This is a genomic window from Paenibacillus sp. Soil787, from assembly GCF_001429545.1.
Taxonomy (GTDB): domain Bacteria; phylum Bacillota; class Bacilli; order Paenibacillales; family NBRC-103111; genus Paenibacillus_E.
This window is the reverse complement of record NZ_LMSP01000005.1, coordinates 86,190-108,475: the sequence shown is the minus strand read 5'-3', so window position 1 is coordinate 108,475 and position 22,286 is coordinate 86,190. Positions and strand designations below refer to the sequence as shown.

Genomic DNA, 22,286 nt, shown 5'->3' with positions numbered 1-22,286 from the left:
GAGAAGGGTAATGCTTATTTATAAAGATCGACACTCTTTTGTTTAAAACAAAGAAACCTCCTGCGAGCTTTCTCAGGAGGTTTCTTTGACCGATGCTATCTTATCCGAAAAACCTATATCATATTTTGCGGAAATTTTATAGCTCTGTTTCACTAATCTGTATTAAACAAAAATTATCTTACCACAAAGTTTTGCAGAAAATCTAGAAGAGATAAGCTGTTTCAGTTAAAGGTGTGGGTATGGTAGTAGCGTGATGAAAAAGAATTCGATTTGTGATAAGTCATAATGAATCTACTTAAGGCATGTCATGTAAGTAAAGGAGACCAACTTAGTCAGCAGAACAACTACCAAGTGATCGAGAACTACGTGACGCACACGGCGTCATACGCCTCTTAAACATGGCCCCATGGTTACCTATATCTACGCCGCTATTATTACCTTTTGGTAATTCAGGACCTTGTTCTGGATACCCACCCTTTTCCCTTTTTTTCAGTCTAGGATGTTAATAAAATTAATTGGTCCTTTTTGTATTAAACATTGAATGCAAGGGGTCTTTTTTAGGAGCTCCCAACCACATAAAATTTAATGTTACAATCTTGTCCTCATGCAGTACCTTTATCTTTAAAAGACCATTATCAATAAGTTCATATAATTTATATATGATTTTATCAGCCCAATAATTTATTGAACCCACTTTGTGCGGTTTCAAATCCGGAAACTCTATGCTTAATAAAGATAAATCATCAGCATCAAAATGGTAGTAAGATTTATTAACCTCGTTATATTTTACTTTTAAATACTTATTCTCCACTAACTTATTCTTATGAATTAATGAAATCAGATTTACTTTACTACTCGAAATATTATCAACTAATATTGTAATACTTTCAGTGGTATTTGTAATTTTAAAATTTGTATTGGATAATTCCGTAAATCCGCCTTCTTCTGGTTTACGAGGATCCAAATCAAAACTAGGATTAGTTCTTAAATTTGTATTGCTCGCTTTACTGTTTTCAACTTTACGTTGTTTAACTTCTTCTTTTACCCACCATGCAGGTTTGTGATTTGTAGCTTTTCCACCACTGGCTGAATAACGGAAGACTATTCCTTTTAATATGAGTTGATCAAAAAACGTTGTTAGCTCTACACCTCCAATAACCCATAGAGCCCCGCCTTTTTTTCTATTGTCAATTACCTTAAGTCCACATAAGTAATCAGTTATGTCATATGCTTGAGTGGTTTCGACTGCATGATTTAACGATTCCTTATTTATTTCGTGCGCCCAATTATCATCACTTTTCAAATCGATGTCTTTTGCTTCAATTTGTTTCTCGAACGCTTCTTCTGAAGCTTTTTCTACTGTTTCCTTTACGTCTTCTGTTGCTTCTTCTGCCACTTCCGCAATTTCATCTACAATTTCCTCAAAATTACTTTCATTTAAGCATCCATCTTCTTTGTTCTTTGCATCATTAAATATTCTCGTCTGCACTTCTAATATATCATCCTGGATAAAGATTTGTAACTCTAGTTTCTTTCCTAAGTTTTTCATTCTCCTTAGTGCCTTAAGCTCAATCTGTCGAATTCTTTCTCTTGTTAAGCCAAAAACTTTACCCACTTCTTCTAAAGTTCTTTCCATTCCGTCGTCAAAACCATATCTTAATCGAACTACATTTTGCTCTTTTACCGGCAAAGCTTCTAATAAATCAGACAGCTTTCTCCGAAGTTCTCTTTTCACTATGTGATCTTCAAATGAATTATCAAGCAATCCGTCTTCATTTGTACTACATTCAATCGCATTAGTAAGGTCATCCAATGATCTTATTAATTGAGCCTTCGTTCTCTCATAATAGTGGTGTTTTCCCGACTTATCATCGATGTACTCTGCGACCAACCAATGATCAAGCTTTTTTGATGATCGTAAATCATTATTTAACCATAATTGTTCAAAAGAAATGTAATCAATATTTCTTGCAACAGCTAACTGGGGCACACTTCTCTTTATTAAAGCTTTCTTCAATTCTTGGATAGTCGGCTTTCTGTTTTCTAATAACAATGTCTCTGAATATAATTTTTCATACTTATGTACACTTTCTACCATATGAGCAGGATATCTGATTAAAGTTCTTGAATCGGTTAAATGCCTAGATATTTTGCTAAATACCCATTGACCAAGATGATTAGCTAAAGAGCCGCCTTTATAATGCTTGTAGGTTTGCATCCCTCTTAGAATACCAAAGAACCCTTCTTGTACTAAATCCATTCGTTCAATTGAGTAGGTTGATCTAGATTTTGCATATCGCACCAGTAACTTTGAATATGCATCTGTGATCAGTTTTAATTTTTCAGTGTCATCATCGACTTCTTCTATTTCCGCTTCATACCTCAGATTCTTCTGCTCTTCAGCCCATTGGGGAAACTTCTCCCATAGGGGTGGAACTTCGTATTGATCGTTCCAATCATACAGGTCTTGATATTTAGATTTCTCTGAGAATCCGGACTCGGTTATTCGATTTTGCCCTTCTGCTGATTTAACTTTCTGAATTATATATTTTTCAGTTATTGCACTGTCTTTTTCTGGAATATTAAGTTTAATTGCCGAATTACTATCAGCATTATTCTGCGAAAAATCTTCTTCAATTTCATTGCCCTCTTCGTCTACATAATAGCGAGAGAGCTTACTTATAATTAATCTCCAGTAACCTTTTTTATCTTTCACAGATTCAAAGCAATCATTCTTGCCAAGTAAATTATATACGGTATTTTTGGTAGTCGTTCTTATCTCATTGACACTATCCAATAATTGCGTCCAATGCATTCCAGATGGGTAAGTTGCCAAAACCTCGCACATAATGGTGTAAATAGACTTATTTACTGATTTACTTTCTTCAACTAACCTACCAATATCTAAATACCTATTTTGCTCAGTGGCATAACGTTCATCTTCTCCAAGTAAATCGACTCCAACACTAATTTCATTTAACCAACGCAACTTTAATCGTTGTCCAACCTCAATTAAATAGTCCGAAAAAAAGTCTACTACTCCGTCGCCATAAAAGTAATATGCCCCCTCTTGATTTCTCCACCGCCACTCGTATTTAAAGCCATCTACTTCCGCGTTAATTAAACCAATACTTTGATTCATACTATTGAAAGAGGTTACCAATTCTGATGGAGTACTAAAGTATCCCTTTATTCTTTCATAATAAGAAATGGTATGATAACCAATTTGCTTCAATACATTGTTTTCTTCAGTTATTGTTGATCCTTGCTCTGGCAGATCGTTATGTATTTGCTGACTCTCAAGTTGTTGTAGTTCATTTATATTCTGAATAACCGGCACTGAGCCATAAATAGCATATTTCCAACTCGAAGTCTTATTTTCTAATTCAATTGTAGCGACGGAATGATTAAATATCCATCTTCCCTTTGTTAAACAGCTCAGCTCTGAAAAGGTATCTAAGAATTCTTCAATCGCCTCGTAGTAAATTGAGAATTTTGAGTCGTTCGCTTTGACATTAAATACCGCTGGAATTAAATCCTTTGTTCTAATATCTTCACTAACAGACTGAATAAAACGTAGTATCTCAGCACTTTTCCTTGCTACTTCCTCTTTTATTTCTTCTGGAACAGCAATAATTGTATTTGCAATATCTACTTGCACCTCTATAACGATGTACATATACTTACCCTTCACACTAAACCTTTTGTCGATATTCGGAGCAAAAATAATCATTTCTTCATCAAGATCATACTCATTAACGACTAATTTTGTTGCTTCCTCTTGCTTTATATACCCAATTTCATTTCTCTGCATATACTCATATACAAGATCATTCATCAGTTCCCATTTCGATAACATCAAATATGGGGTATCTTGAATCTGAGTAAACCGAATATCACTTAATAAATCTTGTTCGAATATCTTAAGTTCATCATTAATACTGAATTTTTTAATCACTTCTTTTAATTGGAAAGGACGATGCAATTTGGTTACATAATCTATAATGAAGTCTAGGTTATTATCGATCTGTTTCTTTGCTTCCCATAAACCGTTTTCGTTCTCATGAAAAAAAGATTTCGGAGCATATAACGCCATCTCAACCAATTTATCTGTACTCATACTAATAGCAGATTCGTAACTCCAATTAAGTTTTAAATAGAGTACGATATCTGGGAACGGTAACATACCATTTCTACTTTGATAAATAGCCTTTTTTATTAAGCTTACGTTACTGTAACACGGACCTGACTTTTTATTATAGCTCATGTTTATTCATCCCTTACTGCAATTAACTGTTTGTTTGTCTTATAAATTCGACAGAAGAATGTTTTTTCCTACCAAAAAACCACAAAAAAGCCTTTAACTTAAAGTTAAAGGCTGAGCTTAATTAACTTGGCTTTACTCGAAGAACCCTACTTCATTATCCTCTGCTTTGAAGAGCGAAAGCCTATCCAATAATCGATTTGACCATTCGCAAGACGTTTCGGCGATTAATGAACATGCATGACATGCGGAAAGATTCAAACGATTTTCAGCCACTTCATCGGTCTCACTGCAAAGTGGGTCTGATGAGCAGATCCTTGCCCTTGACACGGCTTGCTTAATAAGCTTACCAAACTGTTCCTTCCTACCTTGTTGGATGATTCCACCTAACGAGCCATCTGAGTCCGGCGAAGCAGTATAAAGTAAAATTCCACACATGGAAGGACCTGAATAAATTTTTTCTCGTATTGAATTTGAAGAGTATCCGCAGGAAAGTGATAGCTCTCGGATTAAGGCATGAGACAAAGAATGCAGCAGCATAAAGCGAATAGAAAAAAACTCATCTTCATCCCAACCTTTTTCCAAACGCCAATCTTGGTATTTCTCAAGCATTTTTTTATATCGCTGAACTACAGCTTCTGATTCTTCCCAGATTTTTAAGACATCTTGACTCAATTGAATAAAAATGCCCTCACCCAAAACCTCAACTGCCGGTAGCCAATCTACTGGCTTACCTGATAAAAAGGAAAAAGATACATTAGACTCATCATGCGGGTCTGGATAATCTATACGTGTAAAACCTCTTAAAGCCCTAACTTCCCGCAATCTATGTACCAATACTACCCTTGAAATGAATTTTGATATCGAAGAATCAACCTGCTCCTCTTCTATATGAAAATTCTTTGTTTTTTTGTACTTTTCCTGAAAAGCCTTCCATTCTTCCAACCGTATATCTTCTTTTTTGTATTCCATTTCGTATTGGTCTTTTATCGCCGCAAAAAGTCGCTCATATTCTTCCTTCGCTTTACCTGGAAAAATATATCTTATTCCTCCTCGCAAATCCTCAAGACCATATTCTTCTATTGATTTTTTAATATCTGCCCACTTACTACTTACTAATTGTTGAGTTTCATCGGACCACGGAGGAATGGATAGAGCACTGATTGTAGATGAAAAATAAACGTTAGAAGCGCCTCGCTGAATCCCTCTCGGTATACTCCTACAATTTCGTTGCGTTTTTTTTATCCACGGACTGTATCCACTACATGTACCTACAACATTTCTTAGTGCATCTCGCTTTAAAGCTCCCCCTAAGTTTTCTTTGGCCTTACAGGATTTACATTCAACAACTATGTCATCTAACGAAGAACTTTGTCCTCGTGTATATATTTTTAAATCTGCTGAAGCACAAACGCCTCTTTTTTTGTGACACCATGCCGCCCATGGAAAATCATCTATGTGCCCATTCTCACAAGCAACAATTAATCTAGCGGGGTATGTAGGATTCTTCCCCTTGCATTCACAATGGTATGCACCTTTATTATCACGAGTGAAATCATTTTTCAGTGAATTACAAACAGAACAAATTCTGTATTTCGGGAATGAAATGCATGGAACTCCTCCACGACCATTTATCGTCCTTGGTTGTCTAAATGAGGATACATTAAGTCGACTCGACAGCCTCGGTTCTAGGATTTTGTTATAGTAAATCGGATCATCAGTCCAGTCCTGTAATCCCATTATCATAACTGTATCATCTCTGTAATCTACTAAAGATCCAGGTCCGAATGTAGTGATTAATTGACTCGGTCTTAATCCGCCTGGGCTTTTCAATTGGCTTCCTCCTCAAGATCCAAATAATACACTTTTACTTCAGCCTCAACATCCCGTAGTGAGTCTGGGACTAATCTGGCCCCAGGTATATCTTGGTTTATACCGCGTAGCAACACAGGCGTATCTTTTTTTGAAAATTTGTATTGAGCGTAATCAAGTAAACTAGCATGTTCCTCTGACTTCTTCATCCACCAACCCAAAATATCATCAATTTCTTCCTCAATATTCTTATTATCAACTAATTCAACTTGCTTGCAACGATCAATAATTGTCGCTTTTATACGTTGAATATACTGATTCTGATCGTTAAAATTTTTGGCATACGAGTTTCTAAACAAAGAATCATCTATTTGTCTTAGCATACCAATAACTATAGCTGCTAAAGCTTTGTCCCTAGCTCTGTATGAATAAGGAGTTACACTCGTCGCTTCTACATATGAATAGAGTTTTGAATGATACGATATAAATTGCTCATAGTGAGAAATATCTCTAGGTCTGGACCAATTATATAATACAAACACAAGCCCTGGATATTTACGTCCAACACGAGAAGTCGCTTGAATATATTCAGATGTTCCTTTAGGTTGACCAGTTACTGCCATTAGACCTAATCGATCAATATCTACTCCGACTGAGATCATATTGGTCGCTAACAATACATCAACCGGACTCTTACCAGATGCTAAAGTTTGTTCAAGTTTTGATAATATTTTCGGAATATCTGTTGCCGGTATTCGACTTGTCAATTCCTCTGTGTTATTTATATATCTTCGTCCTGATATTTTGTCTTTTAGATACCGGATGCGATCATCAATGTCGTCCTCTATTAATCTTACAGTTCCTCCAAGTTCTCTTAAGCTGTTGAAATATCCTACTAGGGTCCAGTAAGGATCTAGATGTTCATCTGAGAACTTGGATTTCAATTCATACACAGCTTGCAGAAGAGCAGCATATATCCTCACTAATGAAGTCTTGCCTGATGCACCTGGGAGAAATAACCCTACATATTTACGACCCGGTATCTCATCTTTCGAAACAGCGTAGGAAAAAAATGAATCATCAGAATTAATCCCTGAAGGTGGGAATTGCTTGACTGTTCTATTAAATACACCTTTCATTTGCTCGTCAGACCTTCTGATTGTTGCAGTCGAAGCAACAACCTTTGGCCTTACCCCATTCCATGTAGATAAAAAATCTACAACTGTTTCATAAAGTCCCACCATCGATCCAAGGGGTCCGGATATTAGATGCAACTCATCTTGAATGATTAACTCTGGTGGAAGTAATTGCTGAATCTCGAAAGTCATTGATTTTAAAAATCCATTAGCTGCAAGATGCGAATCCTCATGGTCATCGCCTTTTCTTATGAAACCATGTCTTTGACAATACCTATCGACATGACCAAACATACTTGCAATATCACCATTCCAAGGTAGCCGTGCAAATTTATCCACTGTTCCAATTAAAATGGACGGACATTGATAATAAATAGCCTCATCCACAGTGTAGGCAGGAATTATGTTAGTAGAAAAATGACAATTTAGATTTGGGCATATAATCTTAAAAACTTCTTTATCGGCAAAATAATTTTGAGCACTCAACTCTTCACCACACCAAGGACAGTGGTGGAGTTGAACAGGGTTACCATCAAATACACGCTTACCCCGTTTCAGATCGGCTAAAACTTCTTTTGCTTCCATAAAGGTGTTTGGTGTTGTCCCTCCACCTACCCACAATCCAATACTAAACTTCTCCTCGCCCCATTTTATTGGATTTCTACTCCTTAGGAATTCCGCCGCGCATATTAACGAACTTGCCCTTTGAAATTGTTGAATCGTTAAGAGTCTCAATGTATACCGCATCAGAACCGTCGTACCGGCATAGGCAGAAATACCTTGCTTATTGCCTCGTATTCTGCGTAATGCCATAACAAAAGCAGCTAACCCTAGATAAGCTTCTGTTTTACCCCCACCTGTCGGGAACCATAGTAATTCAGCTAGGTTCCTTTCTTTATCTGCAGGATTATAAAAGCTTTTGACATTTAGAAGAATAAATGCAAGCTGAAAAGGACGCCATTTACCCTGGAGCACTGGCTCAGCATCTCTGATTTTGGTGTTCCTATACCGCGCTGCCCACTGCGAATAAGACCTTTGGTATAACATTATTTCATTGGCAAACTTGAAAGCTTCAAATACTTCTGCATCGCTAGAAAGTATTTCAATTCCATCCATTATTCGATCTGATGCTTCTTGGCATATTTCCATATGCTTTTGTTGCTGTTCATTATACTTTTCAAGTTTGATAGATTTATTCTTTTTAATCCATGAGTTATAATTTTCAACTAAAGGAGTAAGAATTTCTTTTAATCTTTCTTGTCTCTTTATGTAAGCTAACACTTTCATATCCAGCCCGATAAGATCCGGTAATTCTAAATGTTGAACTGCTGGAACTTCATACGACGGAGTAAGCGTTGTCTTTATTCGACAAGCTTTTCCATGGTTATAATCGCTTTCTCTCCAATCAACGGCACATCCATGACCAACCGCAAATTCTGCAACATCTCGGTAGAGTAAATTATTCGAATCAACATCAGAATCATCAAGAATATTAAGAAGTTCTATGTTCCTTTTAACAAAAGGATATTTTACTAGATTGTTATTTGATTCAACAGTGATCTCCGGCTGATAAAAAATTTGCTCTATGGGTACATCGTGCGAAGCTGGAAATCGATTTACAAAAAAAATTGTCAATGCATTCCCATTCTTATTATTTCGAACGAACCATTTACATTGTGCTTTATTCTCTATAAATTCGCCTTTTTGCTCGGCAATGATAATCTCTTGGCAAAGTATTTTAGGTTCTCGAACATACGCCTTTTTTCCATTTTCGTCTTTAGTTTCAACATAAATACCGTACTTACAAGTAACCATTAATGATTCCAGTTCTGAAGTAAGATTACAGGTAAGACCGATCGATGATGGGTAATATCTATTGACTTGAGGTTCTTCCTCAAACCCCTTTTCATCATCAGTTCGGTCGTCTTCTTTCGTTTCACTTTCCATTTCGAAATTATCATCAACTATTTGCAGCTCAGAGTTAGCAGGGTATAGCATGCCACCCAAATAATACACATTAGGTCTTTCAAGAAGAATTTCTTTTTCCTCCACTGGTCCAATTAGATTATGGAGTAGTCTTTTTTCTAGTTCATTACGAACCATTTCATATTCATGGGATGAAATCTCTTTAGTCTTTTCAAGAGGATCTATTTCTTTATTATTTGAATCAATGATATTCATCACTTCTGCTGAGTACATTTCATTCTCAGCAATTGATCTAATTCTCCATCTTGAAACTGATTTTATAAACAATTCGGAATAAGTTTCAAGAGTTCTTTCAACTTGCTCTGTTTTTATATGAGAATTTACATTTTGCACAGTTTGCGTTAGAGTCTCAATCGTTAATCCCTCAGGGTTTAAGATCAGAATTTCTTGTATTTTCTTCGATATTGGAGTAAGTTTCATGGTTATTCATACCTCTCTCTCCTGATTTCACCTTAAAACTGAAAAAAATTTTGAAGTTTACGATATTTCATAAAGTATGTTTCATAGTAATCCCTTGTTATCGTGTTCACTCCATAATTTTTTGGGGAATGTAAGAAAATGACGTTTTAACTAGGGATCTATTCCAAGCACGAAACAATAAGTTCTCTCTAACTAATCAATTTCAATTGTTGGCATAGATCTCCTTCCTTCCGTACATTTTTGATTATAATACAATTTTACATCACTGAATCGAATTAAATAAAAAGAACTCTAATAAAATTAAAACCCTTTGCAACTTTCATGCAAAGGGATGTTTTCAATTCCACTTATTTCACTGTTTTATTGTCTTTTTCCCATCCCACACTATTAGTGAACAGATTCCACATGCACCGAATGGCTTTAAATCATTTCCCTTACTTGCTAACTCTAACGATTCATAATATTTCAAACGGGCATCAGTGTGTGCATTATGTTTAAATTGTACACACCATCTTCTTTCAATAGGCAATAGACAAATTTGTACGCATTCATGCACATAATAGATCGTTTTCCTCCATCTACCCCCTTAACACTCCAGTAAACTTTTATCCCCATACCGAACAAAAGCTCTCTTATCAGAAGACCAAAATTATTGCCAGCATATGGAACAATTACAATCAAATTTCAATAATAATAGCAATTATGATAAAAACAACCCATTAATTTAAAAGCATTTAGAAGATTATGTATTAAAACAAATCATTAAAAACCTAACACCGCGGGGAGAACAAAATATGGCGAGGAGTTAATTTACGTGTATAAATTACAAATCCCTTCCCTGAATGAAAAGGAAATTTGATCCATTTTGTCGAATCATACTTCTTTAACAAGTAATTATGATGAAAAGGCGAGGTATATGATTAAGAAAATAATAACTATTAAAAACACAGGTAAATTCAGGTCCTGTTCTCCCAAAGGTGATTTACTCTTTAACAAACTAAGCATAATATATTCTGAAAATGGCCGTGGTAAGTCAACCCTTACAAATATCTTTAGATCTTTAAACGAACAAGATTCACAGATAGTTATTGGAAGAAAAACGCTTGGTGAGAACGGTGAACAGAGCATTGATATTCTCACTGATAAAGGGCCATTAAAATTTAGAAACAATAAATGGCAAAGCAAGGTAGATTTTGAATTTGAAATATTTGATTCTTTGTTTGTAAGTCAAAACATTTACTCTAGACACATTATTGAACATGACCAAAAAAAGCATCTTTACCTATTTACAATTGGAAAACAGGGAGTAACCCTAGCCGAACATTTATCTGATTGCGATGAACACTTAAAAAAGGCAAATACTAGAAGGAAAGAGCTTGAAAAAGAAGTTCTCTTCGGGGTAGAAGGGGTTCTATCCGCAGTTGATTTTATCAAATTACCATTAAAGGATCTAGTTGAAGATGAAATTCTTCGTAATGAACAATCCTTACTTGCACTAGCCAGGGAAATGGAGATTAAAGGTAAGTCTATTCTTACTAAGCTTGAGCTTCCTATCATTGATAAGATTAAATTACAAAGTATTTTTGGGGGAACTCAAGTCGATCATGTCTTCAATAACGCAGAAGCTCTTACAAGAAAACACATTGCAGAAAAGTTAGATAAGAATGGTGAAAAATGGATCGAGTATGGTATTAATAAGATTCATGATGAGTCTTGCCCATTCTGCAATCAGGATATCCGTGACGTTGAACTAATCAAAGTATTCAGATCCTATTTTAGTGAAGAATACAAAAAAACATTAAAAACAATTGAAGCCATGGAAGTTGGACTCACCGAAAGGTTTAACTACGAAGTTATAATTAATCTTCAAAAAAACATCGCACTAAATTCAGAACTACTTACTTTTTGGGGACAATATATACAGATTGATGACATATTACTTATTGCTTTAGATGAGATAAGTTTAGTCTGGAAACAACTCACTGCTGGTATTAAGTCTGTAATCGAAACAAAAAAGATGTCACCTTTAGACAAATTGACTATCCCTGACGAACTTAATTCCGTTATTGAAAGCTATCTCTCAATATTAGACACACTCATGGACTACAATGATATAGTGGATCGAATAAACCGAAAAGTAGAAGAAAGAAAGGCATCTATTGATAACATTAAGGCTCAGGATATCAAAAGTAGATTAGGCTATCTGAGAAACGTTAAATTACGCCAAAGTGATGAGAAGAAATCGGTTATTGAACAATATATATCACAGGACCAAGTAATCAAGAAATTAGAAAATGAAAAGACCGAGCTTAGAACTTCTCTAAATACTTACACTAAAAACATATTTACACAATATGAAGAACGAATTAATTACCATCTGAAAAATTGTGGAGCAAGCTTTAAGATCTCCGGTTATAAATCAAGCTTTCTAGGTGGTAAGCCTAGCAGTAATTTCACCTTACTTATTAATAATGTAGAAGTTGATCTTGGAAATGAAAAAACTCCTTCAACCACTCCAGCATTTAAAAATACTTTGAGCGAAGGAGATAAAAGCAGTTTAGCATTCGCATTCTTCCTTGCAAAACTTGAGTCCGACCCAGAAATTGATAAAAAGGTTATCATTTTCGATGATCCAATATCGAGTCTCGACAATCATAGAAAAGGTCATACTGCCGATCAAGTAATGAAAATTTCGCAACTTGCTAAGCAGGTTATTGTGTTGACACATGATACTTTCTTTGCAAGGGCTCTTTGGAGTAAATTTTCCGAGAAAAAGACTTTATTAACTCAACTTTGTTTAAGAAGAGATGGAGTACTGGACAGCACAATAGACGTGTGGGATATAGAAGAAGCTACAAAGTCCGACTACTATCAAAGCTTTTTCACTCTCGCTGATTTTTTGGAGGGAAAAGCGAATTTGAATTATCGAGCCGTTGCAATGTGTATTCGGCCTCTTTTAGAAGGCAATTTACGCATTCGATACCCACGTGATTTTAAAAGTACTGAATGGTTGGGAGGATTTATCGAAAACGTCCGAACAGCAACTGAGGGGCCTCTTGTTCAAATGCAGTGTCAATTAAGGGATCTAGAGGAAATTAATGATTATAGTAAAAAGTTTCATCACGATCAAAACCCTTTTGCAGACAGTGAACCAATAAACGAATCCGAGTTGCTAACTTATGTTGAAAGAACCATACAAGCTGTCAGGGGCTTACATAATGCGGTGAGTTGATTTTATTATCAAAATTGTAATATGGCCTGCTACAGAAGTTGCAGGCCATTGATATATCTTATTTCCGTTAAATACTATTGGCAATTTATTGAGAGTACAACTGAAAATCATCAAAGGTAAATAATACTACTTAGGAGAGATATTTTATGCGAATTAATCCTATTAAATACCAAGAAACAGTGACACTTGAACTTAAAGCAATTCAGGACCGTGTACGGTATCTTATTGCAGATGGTAACTGGGCCGAGGAAGGTAGATATAAAGAAGAAATTCTCAAGGGCGTAATAGCTAAACGACTACCAGGTAATCTAAGTATTGGTTCTGGATTTATTGTACGCGAGGCTAATAATGGAGATATTGAGCGCTCTAAACAAGTTGATTTAATTATATATGACAATACAATACCCCTTTTATTTAAAGAAGGTGATTTTATTATTACAACACCTTCAAACGTAAAAGCTATTATTGAAGTAAAAACAAGGCTTGCTTCAGATAAGGAAACTTTAGATAAAATATTTAAGTCCGCTACAGACAATGGTAAAATGCTTGCACCATGCAGATTCAATGGTATTTTTTCATACAACTCAGGTAGTTTAATTACTGACCAAAACATTAAAGAGTATCTAGTAACTGCACTAAAATGCTCAAAGGGAGTAATCAATCACCTATGTATTGGGGAAAATTATTTTGTAAAGTATTGGAGTAATGGTAATCCTACTAACAGAGGATATGATAACAGACCGTGTTATTCTATATATGAAATTAACCAATTATCTTTTTCTTACTTTATTTCAAACTTGATAGAATCTCTTAGTTTAGAAATTGAGATGTTTGACAGACAATGGTTCTTGTTTCCTATAGAAGGAGGAAAGGAAAGTAAAAAAATAGCAGATGTTTTTGTTGATAATTAATAAAATAAGGGGTTTTCGAATGTTTAGATCCCTTTATTTGATTTTTTTATATTACACCAAGTTTCCACCAACACGGCAGTACAACCTTTATAAATAATGTTCTTAGTATAAGAAGTCTTCCATAAATGCACCGTTTCACTGAACATAGCCCTCTTTGCTACCATCTTGCGAGGTGGGCTAAAGTCTTGATTTATTAGGGTTTTCTCAACATTAGTATTGTTATATTTTGGTGCAATGTAATAGACACTGAGTGCTTTCGTCCCCAATGATTTATAAATGCAGACGAACCGTGTCTTGTGTAAATTACAATTTGAAGCCTCTTGATGAGAGGATATTTAGGGAGGTTGAATAGTAACCCTCTATATTGATTCCCGTATCTTGCTATTTCTACTAAGCAACACCATACCCCTGTTGAGACAAATTACTAATTTCATGAATTGAAAGTACAAAATATATAATAACAACTACTGGGTTTCAAAGCTGTACCGAAATGTCAAAGGAGATTTTGAGATGACCAATCAGGGAATGGTCCAGTTTATCGATCAAGCCAAAGAGAACCAAAAAACACTTCGTGACTAAAAATAACAAGATAAATCCGGACTTCTGTTAACCGAGCAGGAAAGAAAATGAAACTAGAAGAAAAGGGTTGCAATTGTGGCTCTTTGACAAATAGCACCCCTTTTTATGCACTTTAGTCCAATGATATTTTCATCCAATGATTATATTATAGTTCTGCAACATACTTTTTCCTCTTCTATCGTAGGAAAATCTTCTACATACAGAACAAATCACTAATTATGTGATGAAATAAACATATTGGATGAACTGTTTCATTAAAATAGCTAATAGAGTAATTTTAAGATATCTCGAATTAATTCGATGGAAACATCAAAAAACTACTCAAAAGTCAATACAGCATTGGATTACTAGCCTTATTAGTTCTATCAAGGCTAATTTGTAAATTCCACTGGTCGAAGTATATTTGAGTTGTTATTAAGAGTTTTGTTGGAAGCTTCAGATATAGTCGATATCCATTATAAAGAACATCAACTAATTCTATTTGAATTCCTTTAAATCAATAACTTCCCCATTCAAACCATCTAATTCTAATTTATAAATGAGTCCACTAATATGTTTAGGCAATTGTCCATCTATAAAACTTTCTGGTACAATTTTTGGAAAGCTTTCATCGATTTCATATTTCATTACTTCGAGCAGGCGATATGATTTTGTACGAACTTCACTGCCAATTGGGTATTTTAGTTTTTCAAGTGCACGTTCGATTTCCGATTCTTCTACGTCCAATTCTACTAATTTTGTAAGCATATCTTGAATCGAAATACCGTAAGCATCAGGCTCAAAACGATAAAACAACAAATATTTTGCTTTTAGCTGATATTGACTATTAATTATAATTTGCGAGCCATAACGTGCTACAGTCGATTTCACCTCATAGCAACCATCATTACAATTAAAATCAACAGAACCATCAAATGGCCCTACCCAAGAAACGTCTTTTTCTTGTTTCAACAAATAATGGTAACTTAGCATTTCAGCTAGTACGCTATAGGCTGCTTTTTCAATATTGGCATTGCCCATCAGTTCTTTCATCGCATGCCACCAAGAAATCGGATTCTGTTGGATTTCTTGATACGATTCTGCATCGAGCACCTTCTCTAAAAAGCCAGCACATATAATAGCAAAATCATCGTATAACTTCGGATGATCAGATACGAGCATTAATAAATGGCGTTCTTCACCACCAATTACATATTCTTTCGTATAATAAGAAATGCTAGTTAACTGCTCATTTACATGTTTATCTGCTGGGATTTCAATGGCAACACCTTGCGTACCATCAATTTTCGCAATCCAATAATACTGCTCTTTCAATGTAATGGAACGTTTTGCAGATGTTCGAAAATATGCGAAGCCTTCTCTAATTTTTTGTATTGTTTCCATATACTCGACTCTTTCTCCAATTTTTCTAAAAGTCCTTTTGAAAATACTTATACAAATCTGTTACGTATGTTTCTATGCCACCTTCTACTAAACTAGGTTCAATCATATTTAACCGTGCTGTGTTCAATTTCAACACACGACGAAATAATTGTGGCACTTTGCTATTAGCATGTACTTTAAACTGGCGCATCATTTTGCGTGTTAATTCCACACGATAACCACCACTACCTGAACGGTCGAGTAGTTGAAGGATTTCATCTGCCGAATTACCTTTTAATATATCAAATGTTTCTTCCTCTGTTCCTTGCCAAGAAAGATGAATATACCACCAAATACTTTTCAACCAAATACGACGTGTTCCTTTATAAAAACGTTGATCATTCATCCCAAAACGTTCGTATACTAAGTCAGGAAATACCTCCAACGATAAATAACGCCACATCTCATCTTGAGCTGCTAGTCTCTCGTTAAAGCCGTATTCTTCATTTAGCACATGGTACAATGTCAATCCCATATGCAAATCAAATGCATAAGAATTAATTTTCTTCATTTCATCCATTAAAAATGTTTTCTTTTCGTTCATCATGATATCACGTAGCTGATCAAAAGGTGCTTTGACTTGACGTGGTGCACAGTTTTCTGGTTCGGCCTCAATTTGTTGAAACTTAAATTTTGCTTGGGCTTTTGTATAAATTACATTCTCCCACACTACATTTCACCTATCTTTACTCGTGTTTCTAAATCTTTGCGTAGAGACATCGCTAGTTTTTCTGGTGTATCGAAATCCCAATTTAGTGTTGTTTTAAAATAATGCATGACTTGCCCGATAGAACCTTCCTCGCAGTTTCTCCCGTCTTGAATATCCTGCCAATCCGGACATTCCATCAAGTTTTGCAAAACAAGCTGCAGGGCGCTTGCTAAAAACTCTACATACAATGCCTGATCAAGCTTCGTTTTTGGTTTTTGAATCGATCGGAATGCAACATGTGCTTTATTTAAATAAATCGCGATATATTCTTTATCAAACGGTTCGACTAACGGCTCCGAATAATTGAAATCCACAAACCATAAAGGTTTATCCGGTTCATTTACAACCACAATCGGGAATGTCGAACCAGAGCCATCTAAAATAACAACCCATTCTACTAACCTACCTAAAATTGTACCTGGTAGTTGTGCCTGTCCTCGCATACTATTGCGGCTCGCCTTTTTCAAATAAACAACAAGCGAAATATGTACTTCGCCAAATAATTTATCATTTAGGAAATAATAATCAATCGGGATAATCACGTCATTTGGCGTTGTACTTGTAATGGTTGCAAAAGGGATTACACCGCGCTGAGAAGATTGCTTTGACAACCATTGCAATGCAAACCCTAACTCTGCATCAGCATTGACCAATTGCGTAGGACCAAACATACTAGACGGACTACCTAATATTACTTTACCTGAGAGCCCAAAACCTTTTTCTACATAGTCCCAGCTATCATCGTCATTACTCAATAATGTTTTATACTCATAGTCTTCGGTTTGATTAAGGACTTGCTTTGAACCATCTTCATCTTTATAAAAGAACTGCAAATCTATCGAGACATTTAACAATTCTTCCATAGCCTCATCATAAAGTCGATTCATGCTAACCTTATTAGCCATTGTCTACACTTCCTTCTGGCTTCATCGAGATTTCGACTTGTACATGAGGGTCCGTACAAGTGAATATTAAATTGCCTGAACATTCAACAGGCACATCGTTTTTCTCAATACGTACAGCATGCAACACTTTGTTGTCACTTTTTTGAGCCGCGGATCGACCAAATAGACCAACCGTATTTGGGAAAAAAATACCCGTAATTACTGCTGGGAATGGTGTCCCTACACTATCAGCTGATTCCCAATCTGTTGCTGAGATTTTTCCACCTTCAGAAGCAATAAATAACTCTATTGTAAATACAGCGACATTTTTCGCTAGTTTCAGTTGAAAATGAACTTCTAAAGCACCAGTATCTAAATATTTTTGTGATACAATCGCAAAACTATTACCACGACTACCAATATCAGTAGGAAGCTTCGTACCTCCAGCTCGATTGCGACTAGAAGCACGACGACCAAAACCGGTCGGTGGTAACAGCATCTTTCCGACATTACGTGCTAGTTTGTTCATACCTTGCTTTTCTTTCACTTCTTCTTTATTTTCATATGACCCTTTAATTTTCCGAAGAATTTGCGAGCGAATTTTCTCAACAATGTCAAGAGGCTTACTTTTTATAATAATGTCTGTCCAAGAGGTGTGATCGGCCATCTCACTTTTTCGTAAATACGCCTCTAAATCGAGGACATCATTATCTGGATTCACTAATTTCGTAATGGAATTTGGCACAAAAATAGCCACTAAATATTCGTGCTCTTCTGTTGCACTAAGTCCTTTACACCATTCGCCATCTGTTTCATAATTAACAATCATTCCTGGTCTTCTCGCATAAGCCATCAACGGTGCATTTTGCTCACCTAACGGATTTTTCTCATTCACACATGTAAACGGACTCGGACCATTCAGTGGTGCTAACATATCTAGCTCATTCTTCGTGAACTTTTTATATGCTACACGCCCCGCATTATTTATGGTATTGTTTTCAAAATAATTGCGAATTTGAATATCATTGACAAAATAACGCTTGGATTTACTACCGATTACAGCTGCGTTGTACATCATTTGTAGCTCAAGGAATAATGGTAAAAAATCATCCTTTTCCAGTCTCTCTCCATTGATATGTCCGTCTAAATATTTGCCATAAGTATATTTTTCATTAGCTAAGCGCGGTGCATACCAACGTTGCATTGCCACACGAATATAATCTACTGCATTCGATTCCCACGGTTTGTTTTCATCTGGATTAATTTCGTGCTTAATAAGTAATTGCTGTTCATCGATAAATGGAATAATGATTTTTGTCCCTAAACGCTTTCCCTCAAACGGCTTCATTGATAATGATTGTAAAATATCACGAATCATTGCTTCATCTGTAATTGGAATTGTATCATAACTAACTGGTGCTACACGTTGGCCCCACCAAGCAATTCCGCTTGGGACTTTTCCGGCAGATTTTGGAATAATCGTTTCTGGTAATTTCTCGTTTTCTACCAATGTCACAGCTAAACGATGCTCGTACTGACCATCGTCATTTAAAATATGTGAATAGTAAACAACCAAGCCAATGCCTAAACGGAAATAGACAGTCTTCCCTAATCCCCAAGACCCGCCAGCACCTGGTGTTTCTTGTGCCATACTAATCCCATAAATTAGTTTGAAAATATTACCGTTTGGCGAATGTTTAAAGTCTAATGAACCCGTTAATCCGGTTGTGTTGGCATCTTCAATATAAATCGCCTTTTGTGGCGAGACTCCAAACTTTTCGTTTAATCGATCTGTAATTCCATCTAAATGCTTAGCAAAGTTTGGGACATTGACATCCTTGATGCCAATGTCCACATATACAGAATCGTGCCCTTCTACACAAATACCCGCATCTAAACTATTTTGCACAGCTTCACGTACAAGTAAATCTAAAATTGGTAAATCGTTATTTTGAATAAGTTTTAATAATGAATTGCCGGATTGGGACATTTTCCCGAACTCTGCAATCTCGATTTGCATTACTCTTTTCCTTCTTCCGTTTCAGACTCTCCAATTGGATTTTCAATACGAATCGATAATTTTGTCGCTAAATTTTTGCCCGAACGATACCCCGGCACAAATAAACTAACACCAATTAGATCTTCTGAAGCATTTAAGCCATAACGTCTATTAGCTTCTTTTGTATTTGGTCTATTTCTTTTTTTAAATTCCGAATTTTGATCAATACGATATAAAAGTAGCTGCGGTGTTAAACCAATACCAGCAGCTTTACGCAACTCATTCACAACACTTTTCTTTGGTTGTTCTTGATCAATTTCTTCTAATTCATCTTCGATACGTGCACGTTCTGCTTTCCCAGCTTGCGTTAACTTAAATTCCTCTCGAATCGAGTCATACATCTCTTTCGTCATATCTGCATATAAATCCGATGGCGCACGTAACACACCAATATTAATTTTTTCGCCAGTTGCCGAACCACGACGGCTACGTGTCACTAGCCCTACACCACGACCACCGACTATCCATTGTTTATGTTCGTCATCATCTAACTTACCGCTACCGGATAACACGACATTCCAATTCGTAAAGCCGGCTTCCGTTTCTTTCTTTGAATACCATTCAAAGAAGGTTTCCATATTGGAGAATTCGCTCTGTTTACTAAACGTGAATTTACGAAAAAAGTCATCCATAATTTGTTGGAACGGCACATCTTCCCAATAAAGACCACGACTATTACGTGTTTCGTTTGGCGTGCCTAGACGATTTAATAAGTGCTCCGTTACTTCGATATTTTGTCTTTGAATGGCTGCATCATCATCAAATGCAATCGTTTGACTCGATGTCCCAGAGAAGTCTAAATCGATTTCCTCTGCACTTTGCATACGATTTTTCGCTGTAATACGTAGCCATGTTAGTTTTGGTGAGTTTTTAATTTTCGGTCCGTATTCGTTGGCATCCATGCCTTCTAAAATATATGTTTCAATATCCTCACGTAATTCTTCTTCAAGGGTCGCCATAAATTTAAACTTCGCCTCTGTATCCGTTGTTAGCCAAATACGCGGTAACATTTCATAACCTTTACGGTAACCAAAGAAACGCCCCATTTGAAGTAATGTATCTGCCTGAGAAGTCGTACGAAGGAAATATGTACTCACTAACCCTTCAATTGTTAAACCACGCGATAACGTACTACCACCAATAACAATAAATGCTGGGGCTGGGGCTGGGTAATTCGGTGATTTGGGATCTGGGTAAACTAAACGGACATGCTCTAAATCTTCCGTGATCCCATTATTTGCACAGTTATCGATACATAAATGAAGACCGTCATGATATTCCAATCGTTTTGTATCTTCTAACACATTTATATGAGAAGGATGATTACGGATTAAACGTTTTAGCTCTTCTTCAATTTTTTCAAATGGTGGATAATCTTTCACATCATCTTTATTTGGGTATACCTCAAATTCCATATCGAAGTCTTCTTTTGTAAACTTTTTTTGCTCTTGTTCGTATAGTACACGACACGCTTCAATGATTTTCACTTTCGATGTACTACTGAAATAACTGTTGATTAAATCCGCAAAAATTTGATGATGTGTTTGCTTCTGACTTGTATGTACAAGCATACTAATCGGCTTTTTATATTTGCGATAACGCATAATCGAAGTCGCTAATAAAAACCAATGAAGTGCATCTTTAAATGATTGTGGTAAATAACCCCCCTCTTCTTTATGGATACTATTGACTAAATCACAGTCATTTTCAGTAATTTCACGTACCATTGGTAGCCCGCGATAATATTCATTATTTTCTAATCCAAATATTTGTTTTGCACCAAAATATTCTTTCGCTGGATTTAATACCGCGATAAAATCATGTGGATATAGGGACTCTTCTGAAGCTTCATTTAAAAAGTTAGCATAAGGTGTAGCTGTGTAACTGATGTAATTCATACTTAACGATTTCGAACCATCTTTTGCTTGAATTTTCACTAGCTCTACAATTGCTTTATTCAATGCTGTACGTTCTGCCAATGAATCATTTATATCATTTGTATTGATTCCACCTTGGTCCGATTCATCATCAATGATTAAAATACGCATTTGTGAAAGCTTTTTGCCATCTTCTTTTAACCAAAGGATTAAATCATTCAAACGCGTTTTATTTTTCAGGCAAACATTTAAGTAACGTTCACGTGACCCTTTATTTAATAAAAGGCTGCTTACTTTATGCGATGAACCTGACTTTAATGAAAGCTGACTTAAACGTTCCCAAGAGAGATTGCCTGACGTTTTTAAATCATTCATTAGGCGTTCTTCTGTTTGTTTACGCAAATTTTCGATTGTTCCGGATAAAACAATGAATAAGTTAAACTCCCAATCAGCAGCCATTGCCATTAATGCAGCCATACTTCCTGTTTTACCAGACTGCACATGACCAATAGTTAAACCTTTAATCGGTTTATCAGTCTCTACTCGGAGCTTTCTTAAAATACTGATTGTTGTATTTTCAATATCTTTTACTGATTCATCAGTCCAACCTTGTCGGATTAACTTGTTCTTATATAATTGCCAGCTACTCGCAGCGCCACTTGGGATTGTCAAATCATTATCTTGACGACGACTTAATATGCGATTATTGGCAATTTTCTCTTCAATCATTTGTTCACGCTCTGCTGCTTCACGCAAAAACTTTACAATTGCTAACCAGATTGGTGCATTCAAATCTTCTGGAATCATACCATCTTCTTGTAATAGTTCGAGTTTATTTTGCAGCCCTTCCTCATCCTGCTTGCCGTAATATTTAATAAAATCCCAGTCGCGTCCTCTATTACGCAACTTTTCGATTGCCATTCGATGCTCATCGTATTTGGGGGAAGAAAAATCGTTAATCACGTTTATCATGTTCATCACCATTATTATGTGCC

10 protein-coding genes are annotated in these 22,286 nt (G+C 35.8%); 2 read left to right on the top strand and 8 right to left on the bottom strand.

Features of this window, described 5'->3' with window-relative positions; all coding sequences use genetic code 11:
* Positions 1 to 511 precede the first annotated feature (511 nt).
* From ASG93_RS08355 to drmA, 3 genes are all read right to left on the bottom strand, one after another.
* The gene (locus ASG93_RS08355) at positions 512 to 4,267 is read right to left on the bottom strand and encodes a sigma-70 family RNA polymerase sigma factor (protein WP_056830768.1); all 3,756 of its coding nucleotides are present in this window, start codon (positions 4,265 to 4,267) and stop codon (positions 512 to 514) included.
* 132 nt (positions 4,268 to 4,399) lie between these two features.
* Entirely contained in the window at positions 4,400 to 6,097 is a 1,698-nt protein-coding gene (gene drmB, locus ASG93_RS08350) for a DUF1998 domain-containing protein (protein WP_056830766.1), read from the bottom strand.
* Entirely contained in the window at positions 6,094 to 9,618 is a 3,525-nt protein-coding gene (gene drmA, locus ASG93_RS08345) for a DISARM system helicase DrmA (protein WP_056830764.1), read from the bottom strand. The genes drmB and drmA overlap by 4 nt, the downstream gene beginning before the upstream one ends.
* 916 nt (positions 9,619 to 10,534) lie before the next feature.
* On the opposite strand from drmA, the gene ASG93_RS08340 reads away from it, so the two are divergent.
* Positions 10,535 to 12,850 (top strand): AAA family ATPase, encoded by a 2,316-nt coding sequence (locus ASG93_RS08340; RefSeq protein ID WP_056830762.1) that lies wholly within the window; start codon positions 10,535 to 10,537, stop codon positions 12,848 to 12,850.
* 146 nt (positions 12,851 to 12,996) lie between these two features.
* On the top strand, positions 12,997 to 13,761 hold the full coding sequence (locus ASG93_RS08335; RefSeq protein WP_056830760.1) for a DUF6602 domain-containing protein: 765 nt from the start codon (positions 12,997 to 12,999) through the stop codon (positions 13,759 to 13,761).
* Positions 13,762 to 14,817: 1,056 nt separating this feature from the next.
* Here the strand turns inward: ASG93_RS08335 and ASG93_RS08330 are convergent.
* The 5 genes from ASG93_RS08330 to ASG93_RS08310 are packed head-to-tail and all read right to left on the bottom strand — an operon-like array spanning position 14,818 to position 22,275.
* Positions 14,818 to 15,723: a PD-(D/E)XK motif protein gene (locus ASG93_RS08330; protein ID WP_056830758.1), complete on the bottom strand. Its 906-nt coding sequence runs from the start codon at positions 15,721 to 15,723 to the stop codon at positions 14,818 to 14,820.
* A 25-nt stretch (positions 15,724 to 15,748) separates the two neighbouring features.
* Entirely contained in the window at positions 15,749 to 16,432 is a 684-nt protein-coding gene (locus ASG93_RS08325) for a hypothetical protein (RefSeq protein WP_056830756.1), read from the bottom strand.
* Complete coding sequence (locus tag ASG93_RS08320; protein WP_056830754.1) at positions 16,432 to 17,376, bottom strand: hypothetical protein; 945 nt, start codon at positions 17,374 to 17,376, stop codon at positions 16,432 to 16,434. The genes ASG93_RS08325 and ASG93_RS08320 overlap by 1 nt, the downstream gene beginning before the upstream one ends.
* A complete protein-coding gene (locus tag ASG93_RS08315; RefSeq protein ID WP_056830753.1) occupies positions 17,369 to 19,375 on the bottom strand; it encodes a hypothetical protein in 2,007 nt (668 codons plus the stop codon). Before ASG93_RS08315 ends, ASG93_RS08320 begins: the two co-directional genes overlap by 8 nt.
* Positions 19,375 to 22,275, bottom strand: coding sequence for a Z1 domain-containing protein (locus tag ASG93_RS08310; RefSeq protein ID WP_056830751.1), 2,901 nt, complete (start codon positions 22,273 to 22,275; stop codon positions 19,375 to 19,377). The genes ASG93_RS08315 and ASG93_RS08310 overlap by 1 nt, the downstream gene beginning before the upstream one ends.
* Between the last annotated feature and the right edge of the window lie 11 nt (positions 22,276 to 22,286).

What these genes read in the sequence shown, in the direction of transcription:
- ASG93_RS08355 (WP_056830768.1), bottom strand. Translation starts at nt 4,267, where the DNA reads ATGAGCTATAATAAAAAGTCAGGTCCGTGTTACAGTAACGTAAGCTTA.
- drmA (WP_056830764.1), bottom strand. Translation starts at nt 9,618, where the DNA reads ATGAAACTTACTCCAATATCGAAGAAAATACAAGAAATTCTGATCTTA.
- ASG93_RS08340 (WP_056830762.1), top strand. Translation starts at nt 10,535, where the DNA reads ATGATTAAGAAAATAATAACTATTAAAAACACAGGTAAATTCAGGTCC.
- ASG93_RS08335 (WP_056830760.1), top strand. Translation starts at nt 12,997, where the DNA reads ATGCGAATTAATCCTATTAAATACCAAGAAACAGTGACACTTGAACTT.
- ASG93_RS08330 (WP_056830758.1), bottom strand. Translation starts at nt 15,723, where the DNA reads ATGGAAACAATACAAAAAATTAGAGAAGGCTTCGCATATTTTCGAACA.
- ASG93_RS08320 (WP_056830754.1), bottom strand. Translation starts at nt 17,376, where the DNA reads ATGGCTAATAAGGTTAGCATGAATCGACTTTATGATGAGGCTATGGAA.
- ASG93_RS08315 (WP_056830753.1), bottom strand. Translation starts at nt 19,375, where the DNA reads ATGCAAATCGAGATTGCAGAGTTCGGGAAAATGTCCCAATCCGGCAAT.
- ASG93_RS08310 (WP_056830751.1), bottom strand. Translation starts at nt 22,275, where the DNA reads ATGGTGATGAACATGATAAACGTGATTAACGATTTTTCTTCCCCCAAA.